11 protein-coding genes are annotated in these 15,879 nt (G+C 37.8%); 3 read left to right on the top strand and 8 right to left on the bottom strand.

Annotation, left to right across the window (positions count from 1 at the left end; all coding sequences use genetic code 11):
- Position 1 precedes the first annotated feature (1 nt).
- On the bottom strand, positions 2-1,954 hold the full coding sequence (locus C7S20_RS18770) for a DUF4091 domain-containing protein (RefSeq protein ID WP_107013894.1): 1,953 nt from the start codon (positions 1,952-1,954) through the stop codon (positions 2-4).
- A 25-nt stretch (positions 1,955-1,979) separates the two neighbouring features.
- Between C7S20_RS18770 and C7S20_RS18765 the strand changes: the two genes are divergently transcribed.
- Genes C7S20_RS18765 through C7S20_RS19980 form a run of 3 tightly spaced genes read left to right on the top strand, consistent with a single transcriptional unit; the run spans position 1,980 to position 8,720 of the window.
- Positions 1,980-5,717: a TIM-barrel domain-containing protein gene (locus C7S20_RS18765; RefSeq protein ID WP_227009055.1), complete on the top strand. Its 3,738-nt coding sequence runs from the start codon at positions 1,980-1,982 to the stop codon at positions 5,715-5,717.
- A gap of 26 nt (positions 5,718-5,743) precedes the next feature.
- Positions 5,744-8,599, top strand: a complete 2,856-nt coding sequence (locus C7S20_RS18760) for a glycoside hydrolase domain-containing protein (protein ID WP_236994923.1) — start codon at positions 5,744-5,746, stop codon at positions 8,597-8,599.
- Positions 8,600-8,606: 7 nt separating this feature from the next.
- Entirely contained in the window at positions 8,607-8,720 is a 114-nt protein-coding gene (locus C7S20_RS19980) for a glycoside hydrolase domain-containing protein (RefSeq protein ID WP_423738340.1), read from the top strand.
- A gap of 34 nt (positions 8,721-8,754) precedes the next feature.
- Here the strand turns inward: C7S20_RS19980 and agaR are convergent, their stop codons facing one another.
- From agaR to C7S20_RS18725, 7 genes are all read right to left on the bottom strand, one after another.
- Entirely contained in the window at positions 8,755-9,513 is a 759-nt protein-coding gene (gene agaR / locus C7S20_RS18755) for a transcriptional repressor AgaR (protein WP_107013892.1), read from the bottom strand.
- A gap of 133 nt (positions 9,514-9,646) precedes the next feature.
- Positions 9,647-11,056 carry a Gfo/Idh/MocA family protein gene (locus C7S20_RS18750; RefSeq protein ID WP_107013891.1) on the bottom strand — a complete coding sequence of 470 codons (1,410 nt, stop codon included), beginning with the start codon at positions 11,054-11,056 and terminating at the stop codon, positions 9,647-9,649.
- A gap of 11 nt (positions 11,057-11,067) precedes the next feature.
- On the bottom strand, positions 11,068-12,072 hold the full coding sequence (locus C7S20_RS18745) for an amidohydrolase family protein (protein WP_107013890.1): 1,005 nt from the start codon (positions 12,070-12,072) through the stop codon (positions 11,068-11,070).
- Positions 12,053-12,892, bottom strand: coding sequence for a class II fructose-bisphosphate aldolase (locus tag C7S20_RS18740; protein WP_107013889.1), 840 nt, complete (start codon positions 12,890-12,892; stop codon positions 12,053-12,055). Before C7S20_RS18740 ends, C7S20_RS18745 begins: the two co-directional genes overlap by 20 nt.
- Position 12,893: 1 nt before the next feature.
- Positions 12,894-13,826 carry a carbohydrate kinase family protein gene (locus C7S20_RS18735; protein WP_107013888.1) on the bottom strand — a complete coding sequence of 311 codons (933 nt, stop codon included), beginning with the start codon at positions 13,824-13,826 and terminating at the stop codon, positions 12,894-12,896.
- Entirely contained in the window at positions 13,816-14,685 is an 870-nt protein-coding gene (locus C7S20_RS18730) for a 1-phosphofructokinase family hexose kinase (RefSeq protein ID WP_227009054.1), read from the bottom strand. The genes C7S20_RS18735 and C7S20_RS18730 overlap by 11 nt, the downstream gene beginning before the upstream one ends.
- A 53-nt stretch (positions 14,686-14,738) precedes the next feature.
- Positions 14,739-15,878, bottom strand: coding sequence for an SIS domain-containing protein (locus C7S20_RS18725; RefSeq protein WP_107013886.1), 1,140 nt, complete (start codon positions 15,876-15,878; stop codon positions 14,739-14,741).
- Position 15,879: the final 1 nt, after the last annotated feature.

The raw sequence follows: 15,879 nt of genomic DNA, 5'->3' as shown, positions 1-15,879 counted from the left end.
TTTAAAGTGAATTAATTATTTCCTTACTTTCTATCAATTGCTCTCTTAAAGTTTGCCTATTTTTTGCCGATTTATTTTCTTCTAATACCTTTTCGAGTTTATTCCAGGAAGCGGTATTCTTTCTAAGTTCCTTTTTCAAAACACGGATCTTTTCGTAGTATTGGATGCCCTCAAGCAATTTTTCAAATCGTATAGATGAACGACCATCTGGATAGATTAAGTAGGTATCACCAGCAGCCCAGGTTTTATAGCGACTGTCCAATAAAGGTTGTGCAACCCAACTTGCGTAAGCCCAACGGAGATAACCATCCAGGTTGTGGGAGGCAGCATACCATCCATAGTATTCGGTTTCCCCTGGATCGCTAAAGGTAAAACTATTGGGAAAAGATTGAGAACAGCTTGTATAGAAGGTGGTCGTAAAACCTTTCTTTTTTCTATTTATTATAGTCTCTGGAGAAAAGGGGTTGTCAATAGGGAAACAATAATCCTTTATTTCATTCATAATTTCCGCATGTTTTTCACCTGCAAATGAAATATTGAAATTTTTTCCGGTCGAATTAATTAATGCTATGGTTGAAAGCATGACTTCTTTTGGACGTTCGTCCATAGCAATAAATGTCTTTTCAAACCAACCCTTTTTTTCCAGATGGTCGGCAAATGAAATAAGCATGGATTTCCACATACGGTTATAAGTAGGATCTCCTGGTTGCGTTTTAATTGTCTTAACAGTGTTGGTTGCTTCATCGAAGTAGTCAAAGGAATAGCTCCAGGGAACCATAGAATAGCAGTTAATTTGTTTTGTTATTCCTAAATCAGTCATAAAGGTTACCCATTTATCAAAAGTCGTAAAATCAAATTTCCAGCTTCCATTTTTTTTTAATGTCCATTTAACCATAGAATGATAGGCATCATAAGTTTGTCCATTCCAAGGTTTATTAATAATGGAAGCTGTGATTGATTTACCACCTGCCTCGACATAATGCTTCAAATCTTTCTTCATCACCGAAAAATGTGCTTTACTCCATGGATCGACTTGATAATATCTAGCTGCCGCGTAAGGATTTTGCCATAGATCCAAATGGAATTTCCATTCTTTGGAAGCAGGTAATGTTCTATTTATAACTTTTAAATAAATGATAAGTTCCTTTAGAATGCGATCATGATCTTTTATCTTAACGAATCCTTTATAGGTGCCTGCTGGAGCAAAGGGGGGAATATTTATTTTTAGCCATACGGGCCGGGTTGTATGAAGCGGAACCGGCAAAACTTCCGTAATATTATCCAGGGGGTCCGCCACCAGGGTAGAATCAAAATCGTGAGCATTCCTCGGACCACAACCTCCTTTACCGTCGTGGTTTAATTCGTCTGTGATCACATAACGAACAAAATTGGTTTCAATTAAGTCATTTTTGATGGTATACGCGGTACTTGAACTTTTCAAATCAGAAATATCAATGGACAGATTAAGGGGCTTTTTATAGGTGGATACCAGGAATTGAGCATTTAATTTTTCACCTTTCCACCCTTTTAGATGTATTCTTTTTTGAGCTTTTCCTATCGAGGGTGGCGCCTCTTTTTTGTAACGTTCATAGGTGCTGCCCCAACTTATAAAATTCTGGTTACGTTTTTTCCACAGATCGGAAGGGGGGTGAATGGGATTTGGCAGTTCTTTATAATTCACCACTTGACTTTCTTGAGTTTTCTGGCAATAGGTCAAGCTGGGCGAAAGTAAACTGAGGAAAAGTAAATACATACCATTATTTCTTTTCGATCGAAATCTGTTAAAGAGAAGAAGGAACCATGATGTCATCAAAGAAGTTGTGATAAATGTTTTATATATTTTCATTTCTTTTGAACTTATTCTTAATATTGTAATATTAAAAAGAAAGGAAATGAAATTAAAAAAATTTACAAAGTATTTTTTATTATTAATTTTTTTATTTTTTACAATCACTTTTTGTTTTGCTCAAAAATCAACTTTGGATCATCCAGGGGAGGATTGGAAACTTACCAAAATAAGCGAAACAGCGATAAGGATAGATCAGAAGAATTCCTCTGGTATCGTGGTCGATTTCTATGGGAATAGAATCTTTAGATTGTATCAGGATATGCCCTTTACCGGGGTGCATTTACCCAAGGCAAATCCTCCTGCCAAGATATTAGTGGATAATCCCAAACAACCCATTTCAGGGCTTCAATTTTCTAATAATGATACGGAAATAATTATCAGAACTGATGCCGTTAAAATTGTCTTTAATAAAACATCTGGCACTTTTAACGTTACAGATCTTGAATCGAATCATGTTGTGTTAGAAGAAGTGGCGCCGGTACAAATGGATAGTACCCGGGTGCGTATAGCATTAAGAGAGGATCCCGATGAATTTTTTTATGGCGGAGGGGTCCAAAATGGAAGGTTTTCTCATAAGGGAAAAACAATAGCCATTGAAAACCAAAATAGATGGACAGATGGAGGTGTAGCCTCCCCAAAACCCTTTTTCTGGTCTACAAATGGCTACGGGTTTATGTGGTATACCTTCGAAAAGGGGGAATATGATTTTGGTAAAAAAATACCTGGAAATGTTTTACTTAGTCACAATACAGATCATCTCGATGTATTTTTTATGATCGACAAGGAACCTTTTGAAATTTTAAACGATTATTACCAGCTTACGGGGAACCCTGTATTAATTCCAAAATTTGGATTTTATGAGGGTCATCTAAATGCTTATAACCGAGACTACTGGGCTGAGGATAAGAAGGAGGGCATAACTTTTGAAAATGGAAAAAAGTATTCTGAAAGTCAAACCGATAGCGGTGGAATTAAGGAATCGCTTAATGGGGAAAATAATAATTATCAATTCTCAGCACGTGCTGTTATAGATCGTTATAAAAAGCATGATATGCCCCTGGGGTGGATTCTGCCTAATGATGGTTATGGAGCTGGATATGGACAAACTGGAACACTTGAAGGGAACATTCAAAATTTAAAAGAGTTTGGGGAGTATGCGAGAGCTCATGGGGTGCAAATAGGACTTTGGACCCAATCCGACCTACACCCTAAAAAAGGGATAGATCCCTTATTGCAAAGGGATATTATCAAAGAAGTAGGAGAAGCTGGCGTGCGTGTTTTAAAGACAGATGTAGCCTGGGTAGGATCGGGTTATTCCTTCGGTTTAAATGGAGTAGCAGATGTCGGTCAAATTATGCCCAAATATGGACATCAGGCGCGCCCCTTTATTATCACTTTGGATGGCTGGGCAGGCACGCAACGATATGCAGCCATCTGGACAGGGGATCAAACCGGGGGACTATGGGAATACATTCGTTTTCACATTCCTACCTATATTGGAGCGGGATTATCAGGCCAACCAAATATAACTTCAGATATGGATGGTATCTTTGGGGGAGAAAATACCCTTGTCAATATTCGTGATTTCCAATGGAAAACCTTCACTCCCATGCAATTAAATATGGATGGATGGGGGAAGAATCCTAAATATCCACATGCGCTAGGTGAACCTGCGACCTCCATTAACAGAAATTATTTAAAATTAAAATCTGAGTTATTGCCCTATAGCTACACGATCGCCAGAACAGCCGTGGACAGTCTTCCCATGATCAGACCAATGTTTTTAGAAGAAAAAAATAATTACACACTGGGATCAGCGACCAGGTATCAATTCATGTATGGACCTTATTTTTTGGTGGCTCCTATATATCAAAACACCAATGCAGATTCCAAAGGGAATGATATTCGACATGGCATTTACTTACCCAAGGGTAAATGGATTGATTTTTTTTCCGGTCAGGAATATGAAGGGGGAAGGGTTATTAATAGTTTTTGGAGTCCGATATGGAAATTACCGGTTTTTGTAAAAAAAGGAGCTATCATTCCTTTGAATAATCCTAATAATAATATATCCGAAATTGATACCCAGCATCGAATCTATGAAATATATCCTTATGGCACAACAACATTCAAACAATATGATGACGATGGAAAAACAACCGCGTATAAAAAAGGCGAGGCCCTGTATACCTTAATAGAATCTAAACTTGAAGATGATCATCTAACAGTTATGGTTCATCCCTCCGAAGGGAATTTTAAAGGTTTTGAAAAAGAAAAATCAACAGAATTCAGGATTAACCTTACAAAAAGGCCACGTAAGATTAAGCTAAAAATTGACAACAAAAATATTCATCTTAAGGAAGTTACTTCATTAAATAAACTCAAGGAATCCCAAAATGCCTATTATTATAATGATGATACAGATTTTAACCGTTTTGCTACTAAGGGATCCGAATTTGAAAAAGTGAAGATCAGAAGGAATCCGCAATTGATTGTTAAGGTTCAAAAAGCCGATATCACGACACAGGCTCTTACGGTTTTTATAAAAGGTTATGAATTCAATTCACCCAATCAACAAAAAAGGAGTAGCGGGAAATTAACACCTATAAATCAAATTAAGGCGAAAACCAGTCCTTATAATATTAAATTAAGCTGGGAATCAGTTCCCAATGCGGATTATTACGAAATTAAGTTTAATGGTCTTATCTATTCTACTATAAAAAAGGAAGAATACCTTATAGAATATCTACAACCTGAAAAAACCTATTCTTTTCAAATTAGGGCTGTAAATAAAAATGAATATTCTCCATGGCAGGAATTTTCTGCAACCACGAATGCTAACCCTTTAGAATTTGCCATAAGAGGTATAACGGCAAAAACGAATGTTAAAAATCAACCAGGAGATGGGATTGCGAATCTTTTTGATTTTGACGAGGGAACTTTATGGCATACCCAGTGGGGGAAATCCGCTGTACCATTTGAATTGGTGATCGATCTGAACTCTTTTACTAAACTGGATAAATTGGAATATGTGCCACGCAGTAGTGGAGGGAATGGCATCATATTAAAAGGAGCTGTCTCATACAGCAGTGATGCACAACATTGGATCCCAGGTGGAAACATTCAATGGAATAACAATTCTCAAAACAAGCATTTAAAATTTACCAAACAACCGGTGGCCAGGTATATCAAAATTTCTGTCACCGAAGGAGTAGGTGGTTTTGGATCGGGCCGTGAACTATATGTGTTCAGGGTTCCAGGAGCTTCATCCTATTTGCCGGGAGATATAAATAACGACCAATTAATCGATTCTAATGATCTGACTTCTTACCAAAACTATACAGGTCTTAAACTTGGTGATTCAGACTTTGAAGGATACGTTAGTAACGGTGATGTAAATAAAAATGGAATTATAGATGCCTATGATATTTCCAATGTTGCTATCAAGTTAGAGGGAGGGATCGCTAAGACTGAGAAATCAGATAGTATCGCAGGAAATATTGTATTGCAAACAGAAAAAAATAGATTCGATAAGGGTGAGATTATACAAATAAAGGTAATTGGGAAAAAAATGGAAGGAGTCAATGCATTTAGCTTTGCCCTGCCTTATGATACCAGTAAGTTTGAATATTTGGGAGTGGAACCCTTAGGGACTAAAGAAATGAAAAATTTCACCAATAACAGGTTGCATACTAATGGACAAACCATCTTATACCCCACATTTGTAAACCTGGGAAATAAGGAAACCCTAAACGGAGACCTGGAATTAATGATCATAAAATTAAAGGCGAAACGTCCGGTCACCTATAACTTACATCTTTCACAGGGAATAATGGTTGATAAAAATCTCCATTCCAATTCCTTTTAAAAAGTATTAAAATGTATTGTCTTGCTATGAAAAATACCCTATTTGGTTTGTTGATATTGCTGTATGTATCTGCGTTTTCACAACATACATATCCTCCGCAACAGTACAAATGGAATGCAGATTCGTTAGGCACCCAAAGAGCTGTATTAAAAGTTCTTTCTGATGACGATACCGTATCAGCCACTATTCCGTGGAGGAATAGGAATGTTTCAAATGAACAACAATTAATTATTGTAGATAGTCTTTCCAATCATCGATTTTATCCGACTCAATACAATGAAATGAATGCACTTTCTGGAACGTTTCGTTTTCATCCAAATTCAGGTAAGGGAATTTATTATGTTTATTTTTTACCATATGAATTACATGGTTCTAAAAATTATCCAAACGCCGTTTATCTAACGCGAGAAGTTCCCTTGCAAACAAGTGCATTAAAAAAGGGAGCCAATACCAAATTCCTTCGAATTGAATCAGTAAATGAGTTTAATAATAGTTCGGAGATGGAAATTATTGCCTCACCGAATGAAATCACAGAATTCCTCAATAAAACGGGTAAACAACCTTACTATGTCTTCCCCGAGACTTTTAGACAGCCGATTATAATGAAAAATAGGCTGCCTAAAAAATGGATGATTAAAAAAGGGGCTTCGGAAATTTTGCGGGATCGAGTATCTAGAGGAGCCTTTTATGCTTTCCAGTTAGGAATTTGGTCTGCTGACCATAATCTTGATCAAGTAGAAGTGTCTGTTTCTGACTTAAAAAGCGAGACTGGAGATGTCATTAGCCGTAATAATTTTACCTGTTTTAATACGGAAGGGGTGGATTATAGAGGAAACCCAATGCGTCAGGAGGTGAATATACCCAAAGGGATAATTCAGCCCCTGTGGTGTGGGTTTGAAATTAAGAAAGATTTGGCTCCCGGAACTTACACGGGTATTGCTACAGTTACTGTGGGTCAAAAGAATAAAAAGGAAATTAAATTACAATTTGATGTAAGAGAGGATATTGCCAAAAATCTCAGTTTTGACGAGCCATGGAAAATGACGAGGTTACCGTGGCTTAATTCTAGATTAGCCGAAGGAAATACTGTTATTGCTCCTTATGAACCTTTAAAGATTACAGGAAATGAAATTCAGCTTCTTGGAAGAAAAGTAATTCTTGACTCTAGTGGATTACCAAAAAGAATTCTTACTTATTTTAACTCCAGGATGACACGGATTCTGGACCGTCCATCAGATATATTAGCAAAGCCTATTCAATTTCAAATCAAAAATAGTCGAGATGAATTCCTTCATTTTAAGGCTTCCTCCTTAAAATTTACTCAAAAGGAAGATGGAAAGGTAAGTTGGAAGACAACTCTGACTTTTTCAAAAATGGAGTTGGAGATTTTAGGTTCCATAGAGTTTGATGGTTTTATGGATTATAAAGTGAAAGTTATTGCAAAGGAGCCAGTCAGTTTAAATGATATCGCCATGGAGATTCCTGTAGCCAAAAATAAATTCCGTTACTTCATGGGCCTGGGTAAAAAAGGAGGGAATGCTCCTGATTCCTTAAAGTGGAAATGGGATGTTACCCACAAGAACCAGGATGGAGGATGGTTTGGTGGCGTCAATGGGGGAATTCAGTTTTCGTTGCGCGACCAGCACTACATGCGTCCCTTAAATACCAATTTTTATCTGAAAAAACCGCTTTTATTGCCCACCTCATGGGGAAATGATAATAAAGGAGGAATTAATATCGATAGCAAGGACGATATGGTTACGGTAAATTGCTATAGTGGAACCCGAGATCTGAAAAAGGGTGATTCTTTATATTACAATTTTCATTTATTAATAACCCCATTTCATACACTCAACACTTCACAACAGTGGGATATGCGATTTTATCATGCTTATAAACCAATTGATACTGTGGTAGCCTCAGGTGCAACGGTGGTAAATATCCATCACGGTAACGAGATAAATCCTTATATCAATTATCCGTTTATTGCCACGAAGGAAATGAAAGATTATGTGGATGAGGCCCACCAAAAAGGAATAAAAGTAAAAATTTACAATACGATACGGGAGGTTTCCAATAGACTTTATGAATTATATCCCATCCGGAGTTTGGGCCATGAAGTTTTTTCTTCGGGAGAGGGGGGAGGTTATTCCTGGTTGCAAGAGCACTTAAATGATGATTATATAGCCGCATGGTATGTGCCTCAATTCCATGACGCTGCGATCATTAATAGTGGAATGAATCGGTGGCATAATTATTATGTGGAAGGAATGAATTGGCTGGTAGATAATATAGACATTGATGGAATCTATCTTGATGATGTTGCGTTTGACCGGATTACCATGAAAAGGATAAAACGTGTTTTAACTAAGAATGGTCATCCGGGTATTATTGATTTACACTCGGCTAATCAATATAATGAGCGAGATGGATTTAATAATAGTGCCAATTTGTATTTGGAACATTTCCCATATTTGAATCGTCTCTGGTTTGGAGAATATTTTGATTATGAAAACAATGGACCGGATTTTATGCTTACCGAAGTAAGTGGAATTCCTTTTGGTCTGATGGGTGAAATGTTACAAGATGGAGGTAATTTATATCGCGGAATGTTATATGGTATGACAAATCGAATGCCATGGTCAGCAAATGCAGATCCAAGACCTATATGGAAACTTTGGGACGAATTTGAAATACAGGGATCAGAAATGATAGGTTATTGGGCAGAGGATTGTCCAGTTAAAACCGACAATGATCAAGTGCTGGTGACGGTTTATAAAAAGGGGAAGAAAGTTTTAATCTCTATGGCCAGCTGGTATCCTGAACAAACAGAGGTATCCCTTCAAATCAACTGGAAATTATTAGGTATCAAACCCAAATAAGGCCAGGATTTATGCTCCTGAAATAAAAGATTTCCAGCCCGCTAAGCAATTTAAAATAGGGGAAACCATTTCTGTATCACCCAGGAAAGGGTGGTTATTAATTATCGACAGTAAAGGGTAATCGGAAGCGAGGTAAATAATTGGATAAAATGAAATCAGGCAATAATTACTTCGATATTATTTTTCTCAAAAAAGGAAAGTTCATTTTGAGAAATTTTATCGTCAGTAATGATTTTGTTGATCTTGTCAAAACCGCATATAAAGGCCAATCCAGATTTATTAAATTTTGAGCTGTCTGCTACAAGGATGACTTCTTCGGCAATGTCGATCATGATTTGGTTGAGGTAAGCTTCCTCCATGTGATGTGTAAAGACTCCCTGGTTTAATCGGATTCCATCGACCCCGAGAAATAATTTGTTGCAAAAAAGTTGTTTCAAATTTCTTTCAGCCATAGGTCCAACCAATGACATGGAGAATTCTTTTAAATAGCCGCCAGGCATAAAAACTTCTACAGAAGGTTTTTCTGCTAAGTTATTTATGATATCCAGTGCATTACTTATAACGGTAACCCTGTTAAAATCTCCAAGATTATTAGAGATTTCAAAAGTGGTTGTCCCGGAATCTAAAATTATGGAATCTTCTTCGTTAATTAAGGAAGCAGCTTTTTTACCAATTTTCCTTTTTACATCAATATTTAAGCGCTTTTTCTCATTAATCGTAAGGGCTATATTACTCGTTTTAAAGGCACCGCCGTGCGCTCTTATCAGTAGATTGTTATTGGCTAGTTTATCTAAATCATTTCTGATTGTTACTTCACTAACCCCTAATAGTTCACTTAATTCATTAACATCTACTTGTCCGTTCTTATCAAGTTCTTCTAATATCAGGGAACGTCGTTGCGCGGTTTTTTTCATAGGCCTTACGAATTTCTACAAATATCGCAATAATCGAAATATTTTTCAGATAAAACGAAAGTTTATGATAGAAATTTATTTTTGTTTCAAAAATCCTTCCCAAAACTATAGTCTTGGGAAGGGATAGCTTTTATTATTGTATTTGAATTTTGGTATTACCTGCTCCTTTTAAACTGATATCGACAGGTTCGTTAGTTTTCCAATTCCCTCGGGTAAAATCAGGCACATCTAATGTTTGGGATTTATTTCTTACGGAATATTCGCTTAAAGGTGCAATAGCGCTCCAGGTGGCTGCATCGTAAACGTCCTGGTCCAATGGGAGGCCATTTCGAAGACAATCGATGAGCCTCCAGGTCATAATGAAATCCATTCCTCCATGGCCGCCTGCCTTTTTAGCGAGTTCTCCCACTTTTTTAACGATTTCTGGCATATATTTCTCTTCAACTTCCTTCATTTCTTCCGGACTCATCCATTCATGTCCTTTGGAGATTAGTTGTTCAGGCCACTTTCTTGCTGTCGCCTTATTTCCTGTCACCAGATGAATTCTTGAATAAGGTCGGGGCGAGCTAACATCATGCTGGACCATTATACTTCTACCGTTTTTGGTTTTCACAGTGGTGGTATTCATATTACCTCGAAACTTAACATCGGTATACTTCTCAAAAAATGGATCCTCCTTGGCTAGCTCCACTGCTTTAGGGTGCATATTATAGTCATTACTGGAGAGGGAAACCAAATAATCCATGCGGTCTCCACGGTTAATGTTCATGATTTGGCAGATGGGACCCAAACCATGTGTAGGATATAAATTACCATTTCTATGAGCATTTTCTCTAAGTCTCCACATATCCTCGTAGCCATTTTTGCTAAAATTCAAATCTAATAGGTTATGCAAATAGGCACCTTCACCGTGAATAATATCTCCGAAAAATCCCTGTCTGGCCATATTCAAGGTTAGAAGCTCAAAGAAATCGTAACAGCAATTTTCCAACATCATGCAATGCTTCTTTGTTTTTTCGGAAGTTTCCACCAATTCCCAGCACTCATCAATTGTTTTGGCAGCGGGAACTTCTACAGCAACATGTTTTCCGGAATTCATAGCGTAAACAGCCATAGGGGTATGCCATTCCCAGGGAGTGGCAATATAGATAAGATCGATGTCGTCGCGGTCACAAACTTCCTTCCAAACGTAATCACTTCCAGAATATAAATCAGGATCGTGCGATGTATTTTTTAATAATTCTTTAGCCTTTTCAGCTTGTTTTGGTCGGAGATCGCACAGCGCTTTAATTTCCACACCTTCGATATAGCTTAAGCGGGTAACGGCTCCTGGTCCTCGCATGCCAAGCCCAATAATTCCGACACGTACGGTCTCCAGCTTTGGTGCTGCGTAACCTGACATGTTGAAATGCGAGGTTTCCAAGGGGTTTTTGAAAGGAATGTAATTTTCACTGCTTTTGGCAATAACATTTCCGCTAACCAGGCCAATTCCTGCCAGGGATGAGAGCTTTAAAAAATTTCTTCTGTTTGTGTTGTCGGACATCGGTTTAAGTTTTAATAAGTCAATAATTCTTTATCAAGGCGATAGGTTTCAATCGCATTGTCCCGGAAAATCTTTGTAAGAACTTTTTCCGGTAGTTCAAGCCCTTTGAAAGTGCCTTTGAATTCTTCCGCCTCCATAGTCTGTGAAGTGCTAAAAAATTTCCAATGGTAATTCCAGAGGTATTTCAGTCTTTCTGTGGCTTCTTTAGCCGTAAATGAGCCGTCATCTATGACGTCTGTTCCATAGATTATTCGGTCCTGATATTTAATGAAAAAGTCACGAACTTTTTCAGGATCGTTTTTTGCCTGGAGTTGAATGTGACATATCCGCTCTGCAAGATCCGTTTTTGTGTTCGGGTATTTATCTAGTCTTTTGGCAACCTCCTCGATATCATATTCCATACTAAATAAGTGGAGTCCCACATATTTCATTTTCGGAAATTTTTCCAGCACATTATCACGGGCCTTCATTTGTTCCTCATAGGAAGGGTATTCGGGATTCTTATACATGTGATATTCTGGATGCTCTGAAAAGTAATTACGGTCGGAGTCTACTGTCATTTTTTCCAGGGGAAGCCAACAATTTCTAGGTTCACCCTGGTGTCCTATAAGTAAAATATCATTATCACTTAAGTATTGGTAAATAGGCATTAATTTGGGATGATCCACCATAATAAAATTACCTTCACGGTCTTTCAGGCTGGCATCCATTCCTATATTTTTCCATATTTTTACGGCTCTAGCCCCATGATCCAAACCTGTTTTTATCTGCTGTATGGCTCTATCGCTCCAATTATCCTCATTAATATTCTTGGTTTCAAAACTGGTAATAAAAGCGATTCGTTTATCAAATTCATTTAGTTTATGAATCGTTTTCTCTTGCTCCTTTAGGCTAATAAAGAATGGGATTTCGGTATTGATAGATACGAAATAGGCATCTAAATCTTTGGCCATCTTGAGTTTTTCAAGAGTAGGGGTGTTTAAATGCACATGGGCATCAATGAATGGTCGTAGCATAATTCTCATTTTTTATCATTATCAATTTCATCTTAACCAATTCTGTAATCTTCATTGTTGCTTTTGGAAAGACTTTTCGTAAATCAATCTCTTGGCTTTGTTGTAATTCTTGTTGAAGAGTACTCATGAATATATTTTTAATCTCTGTGGCAAGGTTCACTTTGCATATCCCTTTGCTAATGGCGGCCTGCACTTGTTTGGAAGGCACCCCAGAACTACCATGTAATACTAAGGTGGATGGCGTAATTGCTGCAATCTGCTGCAGTAAGGGGAGATCTAATTTGGGTTCTTTTTTATAAAAGCCATGAGCAGTTCCTATGGCTACTGCGAGGGCATCTACGCCGGTTGCTTCTACGAAGGTTTTTGCTTCGTGGGGTTGGGTGAAACCACCGCCGTGATCTTGTCCCAGTTTCGCTACATAACCCAGTTCTCCCTCTACATGGGCGCCGTATTTTTTAGCCCTTTTGACGACCTCTTTGGTAATTTTAATATTTTCATCGAATGGAAGTTCACTTCCGTCGATCATTACAGAGTCAAATCCTGCATCCAGACATTTTTGTACTAATTCTACAGAGCCGCCATGATCCAGGTGTAAATAGCCTTCCACTCCAAATTGTTTCAATCCGGTACGTCCAAGATTTACGGCAGTTTCTAATCCCATATAATCTATTGAACTCTGGGTAAGCTGTAAAATGAGTGGTTCATTTAGATCAGCCGCAGCTCGAAGAACGCCATGTAAAGTCTCTAAATTGTAAAAATTGGTTGCCAGCAACCCCCTTTTTTTCTTCGTAAATTCTACTAGTCTGTCTTTTATTTTCATTTTAATGTAATTGGCTTAATCTTTTTTCAATGGATTTCTTATTTTCAAACGCCTTAGTACCCCCTGTGGCGGTTGTGCTAATGGCTCCAATCTTATTGCCCATATCCAGGCATTCCTCTAGTGAAGCTTCTTCTAAAAATTTTAAAATAAATCCTGCATTAAAACTATCCCCCGCACCTATGGCATCCACAAAGGGTTTTAAATGATAAGCAGGGCATACCACTTCTTCATTTTTATGGATACCTCTACTACCTTTTATTCCTTGCTTGATAACAAGGTAGCCATCGTAAGGTTGAATTTTACCAATGGCTTGCTGGAGTGTTTTACTCTTTGTTAATTTTAAAATTTCTGCTTCATTGGGAAGAAAAATATCTATAAACTGAAGTCCCCTTTTGTAATCAAAGTCCCATTTTTCTTCAACATCCCATTGCATATCCAGGGAGGTGGTTACGCCATAACCTTTTATTCTTTTAAAAATTTCAATGATATCATCTCGAATTCCTTTTTGGATAAAGAAGTTTGAAATATGAATATGATCAAACTCAGAAATCTTTTGCCATGGTATTAAATCAGAAGTCAGGCTGTCCATGGCCCCACAGTAGGTAATATTTGCCCGGTCCTGGTTATAATTTAAAATAATTGTTGCTCCTGTATTTTCTTCTGAAACTGTATGAATAAATTGGGTAGCAACCTGGCTTTTTCGTAGGCTAGCCAGGACAATATCAGCATAGGCATCTTGGCCAATGGTGCCACAAAAGCTTACTTTGGCGCCAAGAGAAGCCAGGTTGGAGGCAAAAATAGCTGAGGAACTTCCTAGAACTGTACTCATATTTGAAGCCAGGATTTCCTTTCCTACTTCCGGAAACCCTAGAATATGGTTAAGAAGTATATCTACATTAAGTTCTCCTATTACCAATATTTTTTTAGCTGACATAGCTGCTGATTTTTATATTCACATTTCTAATTAGGTCATTGACATCTTCTTTGCGAAGCATACCAAGGTTTTCATTTAGACAATTTGCAGCACCAAAGGCTACACCGTAACGAGCGATCTCCTTCATACCTAATTTTTTGAAAATAGCCGCAGCAATTCCTGCGGTTAGGCAGTCGCCACTTCCTACAGTGCTTTTTACATTATTAACAACGACATTTGCCTGAACCTCTTCATTGCCTTTGATGAGTCGTAATCCTTTCTTTCCTAAGGTCAAGGCCAACCAGGTAGTTTTTTCTTTAAGAGATTTGATGGTATCGGTAATGGAATTATGTGCTGCTAGGTTCCTTATTTCTTGTTCATTGATATGGATTCCGAAAAAAGATGATCGCATTGCATTTTTGAGTTGTATTCCAGAACAGTCGATAATTACTTTCTTTCCAACTCTATTACAGAGTTCAATAAGTTGAAGATAGGCATCTTGGGGAGCATTTTTAGGAAAGGAACCTGAAATTATTATTAATTGAACCTCTGTGATTTGTTTTCGAAAGTCTTTTAAAAACTCCTTCCAGTTTTGTTCTAAAAGCTCAGGTCCAGGTTCTAATAATTCGGTGGAATTAAAAGCTGTATTAAGGGACCGAAAGGTGTAGCACCTGCGGTTTTCTCCATCGATTTCAATTCCACAGGTTGGAATATTGCGTTTATGACACTCCTGGCGAATATATTCGCCAGATTTTCCCGCCCAGATTCCCATAAGTTTTACCGGGATTCCCATTTCATTCAAGGCACAGGCCACATGAGTTCCTTTACCTCCTGGAAAAGCCTTTAAGGAAGAAATTCGGTTCACTGTTCCTGTATCCATAGTATTTAACCATGCATAACTATCAACAGATGGATTTGGACAAAGACATAATATCATGATTCTCGATAAATGTTAACTCCTTGAACTACCCGACTAATTGCACCCGTTCGTGAGGGATTATCAGGGTTCAGATTATATTTTAAAGCAGCAAAAAAGCCCATTAACTGACCTATAAGGGCAGCACTTACGAGATAAAACGGATTGGTGCTTAATTGTTCACTGGATAAATGCAGGGCGAGGTTATCCGATATGGGTTCTTCCCCATTTCCGTAACAGATAGCCTGTATTTTTCTGGGATCCTTATCCACATCTTCAATAAGATCTTTTTCATATTTTAGGACGTGATTATGATTAGAGAGTAGATAAACGATCAGCGTATTTTCATCGGCTACTGCTTTTGGCCCATGCCTAAATCCAAGAAAGGAATCATGCTTACAAATTAGTTGGCCATCTGTAAGCTCCTGTAATTTTAAATGGCATTCACGCGCAATACCGAGCATTGGTCCGGAACCAAGAAACACCACTCTTTTAAAGTCTTTAGCGATTATTTCCTCTAGCTTACCGCTTTGGTTGAGAAGTTCCTGGGTATGCTTGCAGAGATCTTCCAAGCTGGATTTCCAGGACTCTAGTTGTTTTGAATTCAATAAAAGTATGGAGGTGAGGAGCATAGAGGTAAAGCTGGAAGTCATTGCCAGGCTTTTGTCATGAGTTTCCTCTGGTAAAATGATATTGTATGATTTTTCAGGGTTATCATTGGCAAAATTGGCGAGTTCTCCATCTTTATTGCAAGTAATATTCAGGTAAAATACCGTATCACAATATTTATCCGCCAGGTTTACGGTTTCCACACTTTCGGGGCTATTTCCAGATCTCGCAAATGAAACCAACAGGGTTGGTATGTTACGAAGAAAATGGTTCTGCGGATGTGTGATGAGATCTGTAGTAGCCTTGGCTTCAGTACATAATTGGGTGGATTCCTGAATGATTCCCTGAACCGACTCACCGATAAAAGCGGAAGAACCGGCTCCTGTCAATATGATTCTTAAATTTTTTAGTTCCAATATAGGATTTAGGAAGTCTTTAATTTTTGCTTCCTCAAACTTGAGCGATTCATATACTCTCTTCCATATCAATGGCTGATCGAATATTTCTTTTTGGGTGTGATATGTATAATCCGCAAACTGCATTTCCATA

The sequence above is a fragment of the Christiangramia fulva genome, from assembly GCF_003024155.1.
GTDB classification, from domain to species: domain Bacteria; phylum Bacteroidota; class Bacteroidia; order Flavobacteriales; family Flavobacteriaceae; genus Christiangramia; species Christiangramia fulva.
Note: the sequence above shows the minus strand (reverse complement) of the source record. Positions and strands in the feature narration are given on the sequence as shown.